Source organism: Paenibacillus sp. FSL H8-0034 (assembly GCF_038000305.1).
Lineage (GTDB): Bacteria > Bacillota > Bacilli > Paenibacillales > NBRC-103111 > Paenibacillus_S.
On sequence record NZ_JBBOBS010000001.1, the window covers coordinates 6,301,888 to 6,319,707 of the forward strand.

General features: G+C 45.2%; 15 protein-coding genes. 1 reads left to right on the top strand and 14 read right to left on the bottom strand.

Going from position 1 to position 17,820, the window contains the following annotated elements; genetic code table 11:
• Nucleotide 1: 1 nt before the first annotated feature.
• The 7 genes from NST47_RS28365 to NST47_RS28395 form a co-directional block, all read right to left on the bottom strand.
• A complete protein-coding gene (locus NST47_RS28365) occupies nucleotides 2–1,477 on the bottom strand; it encodes a spore germination protein (RefSeq protein WP_341158123.1) in 1,476 nt (491 codons plus the stop codon).
• Nucleotides 1,474–2,568 carry an endospore germination permease gene (locus NST47_RS28370; RefSeq protein WP_341158124.1) on the bottom strand — a complete coding sequence of 365 codons (1,095 nt, stop codon included), beginning with the start codon at nucleotides 2,566–2,568 and terminating at the stop codon, nucleotides 1,474–1,476. Before NST47_RS28370 ends, NST47_RS28365 begins: the two co-directional genes overlap by 4 nt.
• Before the next feature lie 147 nt (nucleotides 2,569–2,715).
• Nucleotides 2,716–4,242 (bottom strand): extracellular solute-binding protein, encoded by a 1,527-nt coding sequence (locus NST47_RS28375; RefSeq protein ID WP_341158125.1) that lies wholly within the window; start codon nucleotides 4,240–4,242, stop codon nucleotides 2,716–2,718.
• A 38-nt stretch (nucleotides 4,243–4,280) separates the two neighbouring features.
• Nucleotides 4,281–5,159, bottom strand: coding sequence for a carbohydrate ABC transporter permease (locus NST47_RS28380; RefSeq protein WP_076228920.1), 879 nt, complete (start codon nucleotides 5,157–5,159; stop codon nucleotides 4,281–4,283).
• Between the two features lie 43 nt (nucleotides 5,160–5,202).
• Nucleotides 5,203–6,147 carry an ABC transporter permease gene (locus NST47_RS28385; RefSeq protein ID WP_341158126.1) on the bottom strand — a complete coding sequence of 315 codons (945 nt, stop codon included), beginning with the start codon at nucleotides 6,145–6,147 and terminating at the stop codon, nucleotides 5,203–5,205.
• A 29-nt stretch (nucleotides 6,148–6,176) separates the two neighbouring features.
• A complete protein-coding gene (locus tag NST47_RS28390) occupies nucleotides 6,177–6,548 on the bottom strand; it encodes a Rieske (2Fe-2S) protein (protein WP_341158127.1) in 372 nt (123 codons plus the stop codon).
• Nucleotides 6,545–7,684, bottom strand: a complete 1,140-nt coding sequence (locus tag NST47_RS28395; RefSeq protein WP_341158128.1) for an amidohydrolase family protein — start codon at nucleotides 7,682–7,684, stop codon at nucleotides 6,545–6,547. Before NST47_RS28395 ends, NST47_RS28390 begins: the two co-directional genes overlap by 4 nt.
• Before the next feature lie 238 nt (nucleotides 7,685–7,922).
• On the opposite strand from NST47_RS28395, the gene NST47_RS28400 reads away from it, so the two are divergent.
• Nucleotides 7,923–8,699: an AraC family transcriptional regulator gene (locus NST47_RS28400; RefSeq protein ID WP_341158129.1), complete on the top strand. Its 777-nt coding sequence runs from the start codon at nucleotides 7,923–7,925 to the stop codon at nucleotides 8,697–8,699.
• 305 nt (nucleotides 8,700–9,004) lie between these two features.
• Here NST47_RS28400 and NST47_RS28405 read toward each other — a convergent pair whose 3' ends face one another.
• The 7 genes from NST47_RS28405 to NST47_RS28435 all read right to left on the bottom strand — a co-directional run bounded on the left by NST47_RS28405 (nucleotide 9,005) and on the right by NST47_RS28435 (nucleotide 17,733).
• Nucleotides 9,005–9,424, bottom strand: a complete 420-nt coding sequence (locus NST47_RS28405; RefSeq protein WP_341158130.1) for a Rieske (2Fe-2S) protein — start codon at nucleotides 9,422–9,424, stop codon at nucleotides 9,005–9,007.
• Nucleotides 9,421–10,557 carry an amidohydrolase family protein gene (locus NST47_RS28410; RefSeq protein WP_341158131.1) on the bottom strand — a complete coding sequence of 379 codons (1,137 nt, stop codon included), beginning with the start codon at nucleotides 10,555–10,557 and terminating at the stop codon, nucleotides 9,421–9,423. The genes NST47_RS28405 and NST47_RS28410 overlap by 4 nt, the downstream gene beginning before the upstream one ends.
• Nucleotides 10,558–10,697: 140 nt before the next feature.
• On the bottom strand, nucleotides 10,698–11,585 hold the full coding sequence (locus tag NST47_RS28415) for an AraC family transcriptional regulator (protein ID WP_341159775.1): 888 nt from the start codon (nucleotides 11,583–11,585) through the stop codon (nucleotides 10,698–10,700).
• 195 nt (nucleotides 11,586–11,780) lie between these two features.
• Nucleotides 11,781–13,334 carry an extracellular solute-binding protein gene (locus NST47_RS28420; protein ID WP_341158132.1) on the bottom strand — a complete coding sequence of 518 codons (1,554 nt, stop codon included), beginning with the start codon at nucleotides 13,332–13,334 and terminating at the stop codon, nucleotides 11,781–11,783.
• A 94-nt stretch (nucleotides 13,335–13,428) separates the two neighbouring features.
• Nucleotides 13,429–14,304, bottom strand: coding sequence for a carbohydrate ABC transporter permease (locus NST47_RS28425; protein WP_341158133.1), 876 nt, complete (start codon nucleotides 14,302–14,304; stop codon nucleotides 13,429–13,431).
• A gap of 26 nt (nucleotides 14,305–14,330) precedes the next feature.
• Complete coding sequence (locus NST47_RS28430) at nucleotides 14,331–15,287, bottom strand: ABC transporter permease (RefSeq protein WP_445667408.1); 957 nt, start codon at nucleotides 15,285–15,287, stop codon at nucleotides 14,331–14,333.
• A gap of 172 nt (nucleotides 15,288–15,459) precedes the next feature.
• Entirely contained in the window at nucleotides 15,460–17,733 is a 2,274-nt protein-coding gene (locus NST47_RS28435; protein WP_341158134.1) for a helix-turn-helix domain-containing protein, read from the bottom strand.
• Between the last annotated feature and the right edge of the window lie 87 nt (nucleotides 17,734–17,820).

The following is a 17,820-nucleotide window of genomic DNA, read 5'->3' on the forward strand; positions in this document are numbered from 1 at the left end:
GCTAATCCTCCCCTTGTCGGTCTGAATCTATGGTGTGTAAGGATTGAGGTCTTTTTTTATATTTGCTCCAGGGAAGTCGAAGAATAGCGCCTAACATATCTTTAAAATGCGGAGGGGAAATCGGCGCCATATAAGGCACACCGAAGGAACGAAGCTGGCTCATATAACCTATAATCAGCAGCATCCCAAGGATGAGTCCGTACATGCCAAGTAAAGAAGAAATCATAAACATCAAAAACCTCATAAAACTGACGGTTGAACTTAACGATTGATTGACTAAAGTAGTTCCTGCAACTACTGTAATGGCACCAACGACAACAACGCTTGGAGAAACCAACCCGGCTCGAATAGCTGCATCACCAATAATTAATCCGCCCACAACGGTCAATGTCTGTCCAATTGAACTCGGTAGTCGAAGACCCGCTTCTCTGAATATCTCTAATAGCACCAATAAAATTAACAATTCTGCTTGTGCCGTAAAGGGCAAACCAATTCGTGCTGATGCAACGGTTGCCATTAGTCGAAAGGGAATCTGATCCTGGTGAAACGAAGACAAAGAAACCCAGATACCAGGCAGCAAAATAGATATACAGAAGCTGAATAAACGTATCAAACGTGCAAATGATACATTTTGGAAACTTAAATATAGATCTTCAGGTGATTTTATTAGAAGCAAAAAGGTCGTCGGTCCAACCAATACCATTGGATTTCCATCAACGATAATGACAAATCTCCCTGCCAATAGACTGCTTACCGCTTTGTCAGGCCGACCGCTGTAATCGAGTAAAGGAAACATCGAATATTTGGCGTCGACAATCATTTCCTCAAGTTGGTTTATACTATAAAGTCCATCCACATCAATCTTGTTAAGCCTTTTTTTCACTTCATTCAATACTTCAGGAGAAATAATGTCATCAATGTACAGCAAACCAACTCTTGTTCTTGTTCGTCTTCCCAGTGTAACGGTTTCATAGCAGAGGGAATTGCTGCGAATCCGTTTGCGGATCAGTGACACATTCACTATGATGTCTTCTACGAAGCCATCCTTGGGACCCTTGATCGATATTTCTGTACTTGATTCTTCGGGAGTGCGCTCAGAACGATGACCGATACACATTCTAAATAAAGCAGAGGTTTGAGGAAACAGCAGCAGGAGATCTCCCTGAAATAATAATTCGGCTACTTCTACAGGTGTGGCTTTGGCTTCTATTGGATGTATAGGCAGGGTACCGTATACATTGTCCCCTTGCAGGTCAGTAAAACCATGCTGGCGATACATATTTTTAAGCTGTGGCAGAACGACCCTGCCAATTTGAGTCGTATCACACAAGCCCTCGCTATAAATGAGAATAACTTCGGAGCCACCATCATCCTCTAATCGAAAATTATGAATCTGGACGTCCGCCGAGTGAGGAAATAACGCCTTGAATTTAGATTCGCTCCAGTTCTCCGACGATTCAAGCTTATTTCCTTTCATGCAGCTTCCTCCTTTACCTTCCTGGAAATGAGTGCAATCGCCATGCATACGAGTGATATGAACAAAGCCACTGTGAATGAAATCGGCATGTAATATCGATACATCCATAAATATACAGAATAGCTTTCCAAAGGAAGCATCGTGAGCATAATATAACTGATCGAAATGGATACAATTAGCACAGTTTTCTTTTTCAAGCCTCGAAAAGGTAACAGCTCTCCTATTAATAGCTGTGAAAAGCTGACTCGTATCACCGCGCCGGAAAGCCATTGGAATTCGGATAAAAAATCCACATGCTCGATATTATTACCGAGTTTTACTAATCTCCATTGCTCGTAGGGTGATTCCATCTGCTTGGTGGCTTCCCTATGACCAAATTCCGTAATTCCCCCTATAATGGGACCGACTGTGATGTACACCATAATAGCTGCAAGGATCATCAGCTGCCATGGCCGAACACGGGACTTTATTCGATGCTGAATCGCTATGATCATAATCAGCTCTATGAAGCCGCCTCCCGCATAAAGCATGCCATGGATAACAGGCTGCCATCCATACTCCAGAACCGGCTGCAACAGGGTAAAATCTTTTTTGGGCATATTGGCAAAGCTCACAAAATACCCCAGTGCAATTACCATGGGCAATAAGATGCCTGCACTAATCGCTATCATGCGAATGCCAGAAATGGCGTAATACAAGCTGACCAGACATAAGGTGAAAATCAAGGCAAACCTGGGCGTACCCGGCAGGTTGTTAATATTGGCCCATGTTGCGGTGTGTATAACCGTCGTCCCCCCGATGAGATACAATTGCAAACAAATCGGAATGACAAGCAGCCACGAGATGGTGGAATTTGTCTTGCTCGCTAGCCAAGGCTGAAGCTTCTGTTGACCTGATTTTTTCATAAAAATAACCAGAAGGGCACACCACGGCAATAACAATACTCCTGCCAATAAAGCGGAAATCCAGGCATCCCTGCCGGATGCCTCCAGCAGCATAGGATTCACGACCACATGAGTCATAAGTCCATTCATCAGCATCAAAATCATGCACACCTGCAAAAAGTTAATTTTACCTATACTTTTATCCATGACACTATTCACCATCCGTCTGTTATAACGGTAATAGATTATCCAGATGTTCGAATATTATGCATATCCATCCATTTTACCAGCATCATACAAACAAGCTGACCCCGGTCTAATACCGTTGTCAGCTTGTGCTGTGTGCTATAAATTTTACTTCTTCAATTCCGCTTGTTCCTTGTTGTAGATAACCGTTGCTTGCTCAATCCACGTGCTTCCGCCTTCAGCTAAATATTTTTTCTTAAAGTCCGTGTAGAGTTTATCCAGATCGCCCTTCGATACGATGGCAGAGGTTCTGAATTCGAGCTCCATGTCGTCAAGAACCTTCTTTTTGTCTCTTTCAATATCAGGTACCCCAAACAGATAAGCATCGGGTATTGGGCTGTTATACGACAATTCAATCCCTTTGCGCGTCGTATCATTCATCAGCTGAAACTCCATTCCGTCCAGACGTTGAATAATAGCAGAATAGGCGAAGCCGCCCTGATTTCTCAGCTGAACGGCGTCATCATAAGGCTTGATCCATTCGAATTTGCCGTCTTTCATGGAATAGGTGGTTCCTTCAATTCCAGCCCATGTCAATCGGTCGCCTTCTTCGCTGATCAGAAAATCAAGCACCTTCATCGCAGCCTCAGGGTTTTTGGATTTACTGGAGATGTGTGTCCACGGACCTTTATCCTCACGGACAAAACGAACATTGCCGCCTTGACCATTCGGTCCCTTGAGCGTAGTATACACAAACTTCGGTTTAGGATTTTCAATATAGCGGGTCATCCAGTTTTGTGTGGTACCTGGAGGATTAAACTGAAAGGCACCCATCTTCCCATTCCATAGCTTTTCATATTCCTGCATCGCTGGAACGGTTGCAAAGTCAGGCTCAAGCAGCCCTTCCTTGTACAGCTTATTATAGTATTTGACTGCATCCAGATAACCCGGGGCTAGTGCCCACGGAGTCACTTTACCGTCAATTAGCACACCCCTCTTAAGCGGCACCCCATAAGCCGCGAAAACATGCTCGAATGTCTGATCAATGGATACGGACAATCCAAGACCGATGGTATCATTCTTGCCATTACCATCCGGGTCCTTGGTAACAAAGGCTTTCAGAACATTTTCATATTCATCCAAAGTTGTCGGTACCTTGAGCCCAAGCTTATCGAGCCAATCCTGACGGATGGCCAGTCCGTTACCGAGTCCGTAAGCATTCGGAATCGCATACGTTTTGCCGTCGATATAGCCGATGCCCTTTAAATATTTGCCTTTATTCTCACTAATGTTTTTTCCTGATTTCTCTAATAAAGAATCAAGCTCAAGAATGGCTTTATTATCTACCAGATCTTTGATCTTAGGCTTGCTGTAGCTGTTGAATATGTCAGGTGGGCTGCCGGAGGCGATCATCGCATTCAATTTATTTTCATAATCCCCAAGATCCACCGCAATGACCTGCACGTTGGCTCCTGTTTTTTTTCTGATTTGATCTATAACCGGATTGGTCTCAGGGAAATTCGTGCTCTTGCTCATAAGAATCGTAACGGTTGGTGTTTCTCCAGGCTTGGTTTGCTGCTGTCCCGATGAGTTGGTGTTCGATCCTTGCGCACCTCCACTGCAAGCGCTTAAACTTCCAACCGCAATAATTGTTGTCGTTGCCCATACGATGGATTTCCAAGATTTATTAATCATAGCCAGCCCCCTAATTTTTTGTCCGAATTCACATTTCATTATCCTTTCACTGAACCGATTAATACTCCTTTTACGTAGTACTTTTGCAAAAACGGATAGATGAGCAGCATAGGCAGTACCGATGAAATGACCGTTGCCATCTTGACCGATTCCTCGGTTACCATCCCGATATTGCTGGCAAAAGCCTCTGAGCCCTGTACCTGCTGCAAAGAACTGCTGTTGAGCATCGTCCGCAGAAACACCTGCAATACTTGTTGGCTCTGTGAGTTGATATAAAGGATGGCGTCAAAATAGGAGTTCCAATGCGCGACTCCGTAAAACAAACCGATCGCAGCAATTACCGGCATGGAGACAGGCAGTATAACCGAAATTAACACCCTCATGGGCGAAGCGCCGTCTATGCTCGCAGATTCTTCGAGCTCAGGAGGAATGTTCTGAAAATACGTTTTCATAATCAGCAAATTCCAAGCACTGATCGTACCTGGAATAATGAGCGCCCAGATACTATCCAATAGTCCCAATTCTTTAACGAGCAAATAGCTGGGAATCATACCGCCGCTAAACAGCATCGTAAAAAAGATCATCAGTGTGATCGCATTTCTGCCGATAAAACGCTTCAGGGACAACGGATAAGCAAGCATTGCCGTGAATAACAGATTCACACAGGTTCCCACAACCAGCCTGATCAAGGAGTTTCCGTAGGCTGTATAGATCCCCTTACTGTTCAATAAAATTTCAAACGACGACAGTGACCATCCCCGCGGAAGAAGGAATATGCCTCCACCCATCGATAGCTTGGGATCACTTAAGGCATACATCAGGACATGCCAGAAAGGATACAGCGTGCATAGGGACAATAGTAATAAAAATCCGTTTAACAGCCAATAAATGAACTTCTCCCCAAACGTCTCCTTCATGTTGGCCTCCTAAAAGTTTTGGTACAAAACTCGCATCGTAAGCTTAAATAATTCCGCTGTCCCGGTCGATTTTTTTGGCAATATAGTTAGTGAACAATACGAGTATCAAACCGATGACTGACTTGAACACACCCGTAGCTGTCGACAAATCATATTTGGCCTCTTCGAAAGCCAGCTTGTAAATAAAGGTGTCCAATATTTCGCTGACTTCATATACCTGCGGATTATAAAGCGCATACACTTGATCGAGCCCGGCGTTGAGGATATGGCCTACCCGGAAGATCAGCAAAATAACAATCGTTGTTCGCAGCCCCGGAAGCGTAATATGCCAAATTTGATGCCACTTTTTCGCTCCGTCCACCTTTGCCGCTTCATATAATTGGGGATCAATCGATACGATGGTCGCCAAGTAGAGCACAGTTCCAAACCCTGCTTCCTTCCATATATTCGAGACGACCAGCAACGATCTGAAATATTCCTTACTGCTCATAAAATTGATCACAGTTCCTTCATAACCAAGCCAAACGGAAATCTCTTTGATAACGCCCGTAGACGGGGAAAAAAAGGCATATAATATGCCTGTAATGATAATCCACGATACAAAATGGGGTAAATAAATGACGGTTTGCACAAATTTTCTATACAGCATGTGCCTGACTTCATTCAGCATAATCGCAAGGATGATAGGAGCAGGGAAAGCAAACACCAATTGGTACAGGCTGATAATCATCGTATTGTTAAGCGCTCTCACAAAACCACTCATTTGAAAAAGCTTGATAAAATTATCGAAGCCTACCCAAGGGCTGCCGGCAAAGCCTTGGTATACGTTGTACTTTTTGAAAGCAATCAATATTCCATACATCGGAACATAATGAAACACAATAAAGAATAAGATGCCTGGTATCGCTAATAAGTACAGATGCTTGTCTTTTTTAAGCAGAGTCAATGTTGCTTTAATTCCTACCACCGCCATTTCTGTAGGGATCACCCTAATCTCCTGCTGTTAGCTTCTGGATGTTACATGTGGACGAATACCTGCTGTTCATCTACAGAAACATCAAACCGCTCTACTTCTACATCATACGTCTTGGTTCTTACCTTCGGGTCCACCATCATTTGACCTGTCTTAATGTTGAATTCCCAAAAATGCCACGGACATCGTGCAATCTCACCCTCATGCTCAAAGCAAAATTCACCGGGTCCCGTGGATGTAACAAACGAGCTCGTAATGCCCTCGCATAACCCTGCACTTTGATGCGGACATAAATTCCGAATCGCATACAATTCGCCGCTCAGGTTGTACACACCAACACTGCGTCCGCCAGCTTGAATAATTTTTTTGGTTCCTGGTGTTAATTCTGAGATGCTGCCTACCAAATACCGGGTCATGCCAAAGCCACTCCCTTCGACGCTTTTCTTTGTGGCAAGCCGTACAGCTCCGCTGCATTCTGGTAGAAGATTCGATCCCACATATTCTCTTCCAATTTCGGAAAGGCATGTGTCGGGGAATCAAAATCCCAATGCGGGAAATCGCTTGCAAACATCAGATTCGTCTCGCAATGGATGGCATTCATCATCGGCTTGATCATATCGGTTGTCGGAGGAAGCTCCAACGGCTGCGAGGTGATCCTAAAAAATTTGCGGTAATATTCACTTGGCGGTTCCTTGACCCACGGTGTCTGGTGACGCAATGCTTTCCAATCCTGATCCAATCTCCAGATCAGCGGAGCGATCCACAGCATTCCCGCTTCCATCATCACCACCCTGAGTGTTGGGAACTTCTCAAATACCCCTTCAAAAATAAAGCTTGCCATATGGGCCGCCATAATATGAGCACGAGCTGCACGGTATTCAATATAGCTGGTAACATGCCCGGCACCCGTTGTCGGATTGTTGATGCCAATACCCTCCATGCTGACGTGAATGGTAAAAGGCAGGTTATGGCGAACGCAAGCTTCATAAATAGGATGATAAAATCGGTGCCCGTAAGGCTTCTGTGCTCCGTTGGAGACCACGACCTGAATCATATCGGGATTGGAACCAACACGATCAATTTCTTTGGCGGACAGGATGGGATCCTGCTTAGGAATCAGGATTGAGCCTTTCAATCTGCTTTCTCGCGACAAATATCTCTCCAAATAATAATCATTGTGTGCCGAACACACCGCCGCCGCAAAATCGGTATCTACCGCTGCATGAACCTCATAACCTCCCCCAGTCAATATACCATACTCAATATTGTAGGTGTCCAGGTGGTTTTTCCGTAAATAATCGAGATAAGTGTCTTCGTTCTCACTGTCTTCAGGGATGTTCACATCCTGCATACTGCCGTTGGTTCCACCATTCAAAAACATTCCGCCTTGTGCAGGCAGACGCCAACCAAAGGTAGCAATCTGTTCCCGATAAATACGCGGCATATACTTCAGCATACCTTCTCGTGGAGCTCTTCCATGAATATCCGTGTCAATAATGGAACGCTTCAACTTGGACTTGCTTTCTGACCCTTTGATTTGTGTTGTCTCCATTTGAACCACCCCTTTATCGTAAATGTCATCTTGGAACTACGTAATGTTCTGATTTCACTATTATCATATCATCGTAAAATACGGATTGTAATACACGCTTTTGCCATTTCTCTTGCACTTTTTTGCGTAGTTGGAGAGAACTAATATTCCAATCCCAATCTTTAATAAATGCGTTAAATATGATATTCTCAAATTAAAAGCCAGCCTGGTTGATCTGGTGACAGGAGGGGAATGCGCGATGCTTCAAAGCCTGATAAATGTAGATGGATATGTATATGCGGGACCCCAGCCTGGCTTCCAGCTGCCCGAGGATATATACAGTAATCATGTAATCCTTGGCGTAGAAAAAGGTGCGTTTGACTTCGATGTCGGGGAGTTGAACGGACATGCGGTTTTTGGGGATATCGTGATTTGTCCGCCCCATGTCGTGTTAAAGCGCAGGACACCTAATGAAATTGCCTTTCATATGATTCGTTTTACCGTACCCGAGGAAATACAGGATTCATTTTTGCGTCCACCTGTTGGTAAAATAACGATTCACGATGTGGCCCGGCTCTCCTCCACTTATACTTATTTGCGTAAGACTGAGCTCAAATACGGCGTCTCCTCTCCTATTCTGAACCATCTGGTTGCAGACCTCTTATTTTTATGTGATACGGAAAAAAAATCCGTTTTTAATCGTAAAAAGCAAATTGATCCCAGCATGCAGAAAGCAGCGGGAATCATTCACAAAAATGTGTTCGGTGAGCTTAGCATGCACGAAATTGCGTCCAGTCTCGGAATCAAGCAGCCTCAGTTTACAAGGCGGTTTCAGGCAGCCTATGGCGTGGCTCCTTTGGAATTTGTTACCCGTCTGCGATTGGAGGAGGCCAAGCGGCTGCTGCTGGAAACGGATGACACCATGGAATCGATTGCGACCCAATGTGGATATGAGAACGGCTCCTACCTGAGCCGAATCTTCAGCTCCAAGATCGGGACGAATCCTTCGTCGTTCAGACAGCATTATCGTGTCTAAACCCATACTTAGGTGCGTTGGTGAGGACTTGGGTATGGGGTTGCAGCCGTTGTTGAAGTCGTGTTCCATGGATGAGATTGGGCGGTGGGAACACGACTTCAAAGACGGCTCATAAACTTTCCACCCCACACCCATGTCCTCTCTCCTTCATATGTGCAGTCTTCTACTTCTTAACCCCAAGCCGATCTTCCATCCGGCATTCATAACCATGATCCTCTTATATATGAACAAAGAAGCCTCCCGCTCACTGGATTAGTGAACCGAAGGCTTCTTCTATTATTAATTGTATTGTGATGCTCTGCATGCTATAGATGGACAATCACCGCTCCATCTTCGACGGAAACCCCGAACATTTCCACTGTTACCTCATAGGACTTCGTTCGCATCGCCGGATCAACAATCATACATCCGGTTTTGATATCGAATTCCCATTGATGCCACGGACAACGGACGATTTCCCCTTCACGCTCATATTCAAAGCGACCCGGACCCGAGGAGCTGACAAGCGGTTTGGTCAGCCCTTTGCATAGCTCTGCACCCTGATGCGGGCAGACGTTGCGCAGTGCGTAAAACTGCCCATCAATATTGTAAATGCCGATGCTGCGGTTGCCGGCTACCACAATCTTATGAGTGCCTGGAGGAATTTCCGACACCTGGGCGACGGTGTGCATCTCAGCAGTTGGTGGCTTCTTCTGCGGGACTTGCTGTTGTGTAGACTGTGTCATGACTGCTTCCCGTCTCTTTCCGCCTTACGCGAAGGCAGACTATAAATATCGGCAGCATTCTGGTAAAATACACGATTCCACAGATCATTATCCAATTTCGGCAATGCTTTTAGCGGGGAATCAAAGTCCCAATGTGGATAGTCGCTGCAGAACATCAATGTTTCCTTTGCGAAGATGCTGTCCATCATCTGATCAAACACTTCCCGATTCGGCGTAATCTCGATCGGCTGTGTCGTAACTCGCACATTCGTCCGGAAGTACTCGCTTGGCTTCTTCTTCACCCATGGCGTCTGCACACGCAGCGCCTTCCAATCCTGATCCAGCCGCCACAGGTATGGGGCGATCCAGAATACACCTGCTTCCTGAAGCACAACCTTCAACGTAGGAAACCGCTCAAATACACCTTCGAAGATGAAGCTGGCCAGATGTGCCATCATAACCTGCGGACGCGCAGCTCGTGATTCAATATAATGAGTCACATGGCCTGCGCCTGTAGGAGCCGCATTCACTCCGTTCCCCTCTCCGCCAACATGAATGGTAAATGGCAGGTTATGGCGCACACATGCTTCATAGATCGGATTGTAATAACGATTTCCATAAGGAAAGATCGATCCGCTGGAAACGATTACCTGCGCCATATCGGCCCGTCCACCTATGCGATCAATCTCCTGAGCCGATAGATTCGGCTCCTGCTTTGGAATAAATACTGAACCTTTCAACCTGCTGTCCTGTGCCAGCCAGTGCTCAATGGTATATTCATTCACTGCGGTGCATAAAGCTGCCGCGTAATCATGGTTGATCGTACCATGCATTCCCATGCCTTCACCGGTCAGGATACCGTATTCCACGTTATGGGGATCGAGATGATGCTCCTGCATGTAAGCCAGATCACTTCCTGCGGGACCTCCAGCTGGTGGAAAAGAATCGACCATCCGGCCGCCAACGCCTCCATTAAAATGCATACCTCCAGGCAAGGCAGCTCCATACGTATCAACGAGCTCGCGATATTCACGAGGCAAATATGGTTTTATTACATTCATCCCTGTGTAGTGATGGATATCACAATCAATGATCGAATGCTTTAGCTTTGGACGTTTAACTGTCATTTGCTGTCCAGCTTCTGTCGCCTTCATTCGCTTCTCCTCCAAGTTAACGATTTGTCCTGCAGTTGCTTGACAAGATCAATTATATGATGAAGAAGCGAAATAAGATTGCCGATGTTTGACACGTTTCTAATCAATAATTGACCAATCTGATGAAGTGCTGCCTGCATTTATTCGGCTGCAAACAAACGCTGGCGGTATGCGGAAGGCGTCTCCTCGGTCAGAGCTTTAAAATGACGGCTGAAGTGAGAGGAGGAGGGAAAACCGATCATATACGCGATCTCCGAGACAGACACATCCGCAGACTCACGCAGCAGTCGCTTTCCTTCTGCCACCCTTTGCAGCAGCACATACTGGTAGAAGCTGATATCCATCTCCTTCGTAAAGCTTCGCGTCAAATGCTCTTCGCTGACCGCGAACCGCTTGGCAACCGCTTTCAATGATAATTCTTCACCCAGATTTCCACATACATAATCCAAACAAGCCTGCACAAGATCATTCTTTTTCCCCTTCATCGGCAGCATCGTTACGCGCTCCGAATCTGTCGTACTCCTTTGCAAATAAGCTGTGATTTGCAGTACAAGAGCCAATGCCATCCGCTCCCAGCCAATTTCCCGGACCCCCAGCTCGTGACTCAGCCCTCTGCACATCTCCTCCACTTTCTGGAACTGCTTAGGACTAAGCGAAAAGCTCAGGCACGAATCATCCGGTACCCAGGCAAAATCAATGAGACGGTGCAGGCTAGAAAGCATACCCTCATCCTCATTACTGAAGTTGACACAGATCACCGCACGCTTATAAGACGACTTGGAAATCATCTGGTGCGGCACGGTTCCACGAAATACCAGGACAGAACGGGGGGTTTGCAGCAAGATTTGCCTGCCTACAACCATCGTTCCCTCTCCCTCTTGAGTGATATGTATCTCCACACCAGGTTGATAATGAAAGTTGGTTCCCTTGGTCCACTCATTAAATCGCAGCAGAATAGGGAACCGATTTAAAGTTTTCTCGATATCCACAAGCCATTGAAGCTTGTCATTATTCATCAAGTCCTTCATGTCCACGTCTGCACTCTCCCTTATCTGTAGGAACAAAACTATCAGAACTATAGAGAGCGTTTACAATGCGGCCTCCGTAAATGCTATCTATTACCAAACTATACTACGTTTTTAGATGACTGCAAAAGATCTTTTTTGAAAATAGAAAAGAAGGCGCGCTATTACTCCCCAACACGCCTCCATCCATGCACAAGCTTACTTTTTATTATACTTTAAGTACTCTTCAGTATACTCTTTAATAATCTGGGTTCCTCCACCGCTCTTCCACTGTTCAATCGCTTTGTTCCATCCTGCTTCATCCAATTCACCGATAATAAATTTCGTCCGGGCATCGTTAATGATCTTGTCGATTTGCGTTCCTTTTTCAATATATGTATTGGATATGAGCGACTGCACTGGATTGGGTACAGCTATCTCAAGGTTCTCCTTCTGCACTTTCTTAAACTTATCCACAATTGGAGGCAGTGTACCTGTTGTCGCCTTCGAACCGTCAGCATAACGAATCATATCCAAATCAGAGAAATCAGCAGTGAACTTGGCGGCATCGCTCCTTACAAACTTCCCATTTTCCACCTTGTAGTGTGTTCCCTCGATACCCCACTCAAATAAGTTTTCAATCTCAGGATCGGACATTTTGTTCATGAACGACAAGACCTGCTTCAATTCTGCTTCTGTCTTAAGGCTCGTCTTCGGGAATACGAAAAGCGTAGGCAAAGTACCCATCGTATGAACTCTTACACCTTTAGGCCCTTCGATGCGGCCGGTCAAATCGAGCTGTGCCTGAGGGAAACCTTTGGCCAAATCTCCGAAACGTGATGCCGCATCATCAAGAGGACCCAGATACATTCCTGCTTTGCCTTTGTTAATTAAATCAAAGCCATTAGTAACTACAGGAAAATCCTTATTCATAAACCCCTCGTTATAAAACTGTCTGTAGAGCTTCATCGCTTCCATGTATTCTTTTGCATAAAACATCGGTATCATCTGGCCATCTTTAAATTCCCAGCGATTGGGCCCGCCAAGATAAGCGACAAATAAACCGAAACCTGATAAACCATTCGAGCTTCCAAATGCGAAAGTGTCGTCCTTGCCGTTCTTGTCTGGATCCTGTTTAACGAAAGCACGCATGACATTGAGTAACTCATCCACTGTCTTGGGTTCCTTAAGTCCTAGTGCATCAAGCCAGTCTTTACGGAATATAATTCCGTCCCGGGCAGGCGGGAAATATTTGCGAATCCCATACAGCTTACCATCAATCATAGTATTAGCCTGCAAATCAGGCAGCATTTCATTCAAATTCGGATAGTCCTTTAAGTAAGGCCCTATTTCCCAAAACATACCGCTTCTTAAGGCATTAACAAAGGCCGCATTATTGTTCGACCCTGTACGCGCCATCACAATTTCCGGCAAATCCTGTCCAGCGATGGCTGCATTTAGCTTGTCATTGTAGGCTGAGCCTGGAATCCAAGTCACCTCAAGCTTTGTGTTCGTGTATGACTGAATTTTCTTAAGCGCTTCCAAATCTGATTTTGGTGGTTCCGCATTAAAGTATGGCGTCATGAATCTAATCGTCTTCGGCTTCTGATCCTGTGAAGTCGCTGCAGCCGGTGCTGCGCCTTTACCTGCTGGCTCCACACTGGAGCAGGCGGATAGTGCCATACTTGTTGTTGCCAAAGCTATACCGCAGGTGACCCATTTGGAATGTTTTGTTCTCTTGTTCTTGTCAATCATCTTGTTCTTGTCAATCATCTTGTTCTTCCTCCCTTTATTGTCCATCTGTTCTTGTATGATAGCACCTTTGATTAGAAGGTGTGAATCATTCTTGTCATCTTGCTAATGTCTGCTATCCTTTAACAGAGCCAAGCAGTACCCCTTTTGCGAAATGCTTTTGCAGAAATGGATATACGAGCAGAATAGGAACGGTGGCCACGACAATCGTTGCCATCTTCGTTGTTTCTCCCGGTGGAACATAGCTCTCGCCCATCGACGAGGCATCTCCGACACTTCCCATTGAAAGAATAACGATTTGCCTTAACAGCACTTGGATCGGCCATTTATCGGAATCATTAATATACAAAATGGCTTGAAAGAACGTGTTCCAATGGCCTACAGCATAAAATAAAGCAAAGGTCGCAATAGCTGGAAGTGATAGTGGTAATACAATCCGCAGCAGGATCATCAGATCGTTGCAGCCATCGATTTTGGCTGATTCCTCCAGCCCGTCAGGCAGCTGTTGGAAGAAGTTTTTTAGAATAATTAAATTAAAGGCACTGATCGCGCCTGGAATCAGCAAGGACCAGTACGTTCCAAGCATGCCCAGCGATTTGACAACAAGGAACGATGGTATCATCCCTCCACTGAATAACATGGTAAATACGATCATCATCATGATCGGTTTACGCCACATCAATCCGGTACGAGCGAGCGGATAAGCCATTAGGGCAGTAAACACCAGATTGATAAAGGTACCAGCAACCGTAATAAAAATCGTAATCAACAAGCTGCGGGTCAGAACCTGGGTTGAAAAAATATACGTGTAGGCTTCCAATGAGAATTGAGTAGGAAATAACACAAAGCCTTTCTGCAGCAAAACCTCCGAAGGCGTAAACGATGCGCTTACCACATAGATGAACGGAAGCAAGGTTAACAAAGCAAATAGGGATAGAACCACGATGAGTATAATGTCGAACAACCGACTCGACCATGAATGAACATGCATCTTGTTACTTCTCCTTTCAGAATCAATTAATAAACGCCCTCTTCACCAAACATTTTTGCCAGACGGTTGGCCGCCATAACTAGAATTAATCCTATAGCGGATTTGAATAGACCAATCGCCGTGCTGTAGCTAAACTGTCCATTAATGATGCCGATGCTGTACACATACGTATCGAACACCTCGCCGACATCCCGATTCGTCGCATTTAACATCAGGAAAATTTGTTCGAATCCGTTATCCATAAAAGAACCTAGTCTTAGAATGAACATGATCACGATGACCGTACGCAGTGCTGGAAGCGTGATATGCCAGAGCTGTCTCCAGCGGTTTGCCCCGTCCATACGTGCCGCTTCATACAACTGCAGATCGACACCTGAAAGGGCTGCCAGAAAAATGATCGTGCCCCATCCCGTTTCCTTCCATATCACTTCGGCGGTAATCATAGTGCGAAACCACTTCTCACTGGACAGCACATTGATCGGTTCAGCACCAGCGGACTGGAGCATTAGATTGACCACACCACCTTCTGTTGTGAAGAGAACATAAGTGATTCCAACTACCGCTACCCAGGAGAAAAAATGGGGAATATAAATGACGGTTTGTACAAAACGCTTGCACCATTGCACCCGGACTTCATTCAACATCAAAGCGATGAGAATCGGCATAGGAAAAAAGAATACCAGATTATAAATTGCAAGTATAAATGTATTTCGAAAAAGCTTGGCAAAATCCGGATCGGTGAAAAGGCGGACAAAATGCTTCATGCCTACCCATTCGCTGCCGGAAAACCCGAGGAATGGCTGATAATTTTTAAATGCGATCAATACCCCCCACATGGGCAAATATTTAAAAATGATAAAAAATAGAACGCCAGGCAAAAGCATTCCATATAAATAACGGTCCCTAATGAACAAGCGCCATCTTCTCTCGCTCGTCAGGACTTTATCCGCCGTTTTCCCGGCAGACATGCGTGCTTCCTTCAAGTTGATTCCTCCCTTGGTGAATTGGTTATAGATTACACCCTAAAACAAAAGACCGGTAACCGTCTATAATCATGACGGAACCAGTCTCTTTTGTAATCAAATAATCATCAGGGAACTATACTCAGTAAAGCATGCATCTACCAGCCAAAGGCTCTCAAACGAACCGCTATGACTACTCCGCTGACTTACGGAATTGGCCGGGCGTCACACCTTCCATTTTGCGGAACTGACGGATGAAATTTTGCGAATTTTGGTACCGAAGCTTGCCTGCAATCTCGGCAATAGGCATGTCCGTATTAACAAGCCATTCTTTGGCCGTTTTCATTCGGTGCATCAGCAAATAATCGCTGAAATTAATACCTGTGCCTTTACGGAATACCCGCTTTATATAATTGGGATGATAATTAAGCTGGGCTGAACATACCTCTAAGGTTAGATCGGTATCAAACTTTTCGTGAATCATATCCACCATGACCTCGGCAATTTGGGTATATTGCGTTTCCCTCTGGCTTTCCAACCTGCGGATGAGGGGCACAATCATGGAATCCCACAGCCATTGCCTGATTTCCTTCATGGTCTTTAATGCATACAAACGATCAAAAGGTATCCCGCTGTCCTTCCCGCCTTCTACCATCCAGTCAAGTGTTTCCCCAGCATTCTCAGCGACCTTCATGATATCCACCAAAAGCCTGACGAACAACAGCTGGTATTCACGAGGACTAAGCGCCTGCTGCTGCAGTTCCTCAATAAATTGATCCAGACTTGAGGCTGCTTCATCCAAATTCGCCATTCGAATTTCGTCGCATAGTTCGCTGGCTGGAACCAGTGGATATTGTGGCTTGGAAACTGAATCCGGCACTACATCCTCAATATTCAATATTAATTCCCGATCAAGCCGGATACGATATTTCAACGCCTCTGACGCTTCCTCATAAGCCATGGCCGTCTGTGCAAACTGTAGGTAAGGACGACTAATACCGATGCTCACCGGCAGCTTGAGAACCTCTCGGATCTTTCCTTGAATGTACTCTGCATCTCTATATACTTGCTGGCGGAAATCGGTTATATCTTCGTCCTGTGTGTAAAACAGGCATACCTGAACCGCTCCTAACGGAACTGCGAATAACCGTCTGCTTTCAGGGATCAGCTCGCTGACGATATTATTAGCCGCATACATCAACAACTCCATATCCTCCGTACGATAGGTAGTCTCTTCAAGCCTATCAGCCTGCATAGCTAGTAAACATAAATGACGCCAACCGGTTCGGGTATACCCAAACAATTGTGCCTTCTCTTCTGCTTCTCTGGCACCCACGCCACCCTGCAGCAGACGCATCAAGAAATAATCCTCTACCTGTCGGATCTGGGTCTCGATTTGCCCGGCCATCTCCGAGTTGGAGTTGACAAGCCGCTGCATACTTTCCGCCATATGGGCAAACTCATCGTTAATTCGAATCGGTCCTTTGCTTTCACTCCTATCTGCCATATAGGCATACAGCTTACGAACAGGAGAATAAATTCGGCTTGAGCTAAGCAAGGAGAGGAACACCGTTATAACAAATATGCCAAGACATATGTAAAAAGTCAGCCAACCAATATTCCGAGAATCCTTAACCATCTCATCGATGGGAACCAGGTACAAATAGATCCAACCGTTATAGCTTGACCGCCTATATACAACACCAAGTCCATTCTTATTATCAGAGGACAGGAAGTACCCGCTTCGAGCTTCTTCTCGCTGCAACCGTTCGATATCTGATGCATTAAGCAGGATATCGTTCATTTGTTGGGGCTCGGAATGTGCCAGCACTTGAAATTGCCCATCCATGATCATCATCTTTCCAAGCATATCATCAATTGAATCGAGATTGCTAAGACCAGGAATCGGGATTTGCACTACAATCAGACCGTGTGGTGAAGCAGAAACAAGAGGAAGCTTCTTCACTAGACTAATATAAACCGTACCATTAATGATCTCGGGAGCCCAGAATGACCGTTTATCCACCTTGGCATACTGGTTGTACCGTTCCCGTCCAAGCGATTCCTGATAGGTGTGCAGTCCATCCTTATCGATGACCCAATCTTTCTCCATATGAACAAGCTCAACATTTGTCACATTGAATTCTAAGGTCTTCATCCCGTTTTGCGTGCTCATAAGTTCCTGAACGATCTGGAAGTCATGAACACCCAAGCTCTGATTGAAAGCATTTTTAACTAATGAGGTATTCAAATACTGCATAACCACGTTATCTACAGACATAAGCTCCTGCTCAATCCGTAATTGGGTTTGTTCCAAGAAGTTCCGGTTAGCAGCTTGAACCTTGTCCTGAATAATAGAGGATGACTTGTAATAAGAGTACAACCCGAGAATGATGACAGGGAGAGTTCCCAAGACCAGACTATAAACAAGGATCATTCGGAAATATCTAGAAAATCTTAGGCTCATGGTATCCTCCTTGTAACCATTCAGGATCATCTATGCAACAAGTATCGTTGTAATCTCCGATTTTCCATCCAATCATAACCGTAATTT

Bases quoted from the DNA above. Each gene is read 5' to 3' on its own strand.
- NST47_RS28395 (WP_341158128.1), bottom strand. From the start codon at position 7,684: ATGGAGACAACACAAATCAAAGGGTCAGAAAGCAAGTCCAAGTTGAAG.
- NST47_RS28375 (WP_341158125.1), bottom strand. From the start codon at position 4,242: ATGATTAATAAATCTTGGAAATCCATCGTATGGGCAACGACAACAATT.
- NST47_RS28410 (WP_341158131.1), bottom strand. From the start codon at position 10,557: ATGAAGGCGACAGAAGCTGGACAGCAAATGACAGTTAAACGTCCAAAG.
- NST47_RS28365 (WP_341158123.1), bottom strand. From the start codon at position 1,477: ATGAAAGGAAATAAGCTTGAATCGTCGGAGAACTGGAGCGAATCTAAA.
- NST47_RS28415 (WP_341159775.1), bottom strand. From the start codon at position 11,585: ATGAAGGACTTGATGAATAATGACAAGCTTCAATGGCTTGTGGATATC.
- NST47_RS28420 (WP_341158132.1), bottom strand. From the start codon at position 13,334: ATGATTGACAAGAACAAGATGATTGACAAGAACAAGAGAACAAAACAT.
- NST47_RS28370 (WP_341158124.1), bottom strand. From the start codon at position 2,568: ATGGATAAAAGTATAGGTAAAATTAACTTTTTGCAGGTGTGCATGATT.
- NST47_RS28390 (WP_341158127.1), bottom strand. From the start codon at position 6,548: ATGACCCGGTATTTGGTAGGCAGCATCTCAGAATTAACACCAGGAACC.
- NST47_RS28380 (WP_076228920.1), bottom strand. From the start codon at position 5,159: ATGAAGGAGACGTTTGGGGAGAAGTTCATTTATTGGCTGTTAAACGGA.
- NST47_RS28405 (WP_341158130.1), bottom strand. From the start codon at position 9,424: ATGACACAGTCTACACAACAGCAAGTCCCGCAGAAGAAGCCACCAACT.
- NST47_RS28435 (WP_341158134.1), bottom strand. From the start codon at position 17,733: ATGAGCCTAAGATTTTCTAGATATTTCCGAATGATCCTTGTTTATAGT.
- NST47_RS28400 (WP_341158129.1), top strand. From the start codon at position 7,923: ATGCTTCAAAGCCTGATAAATGTAGATGGATATGTATATGCGGGACCC.
- NST47_RS28425 (WP_341158133.1), bottom strand. From the start codon at position 14,304: ATGCATGTTCATTCATGGTCGAGTCGGTTGTTCGACATTATACTCATC.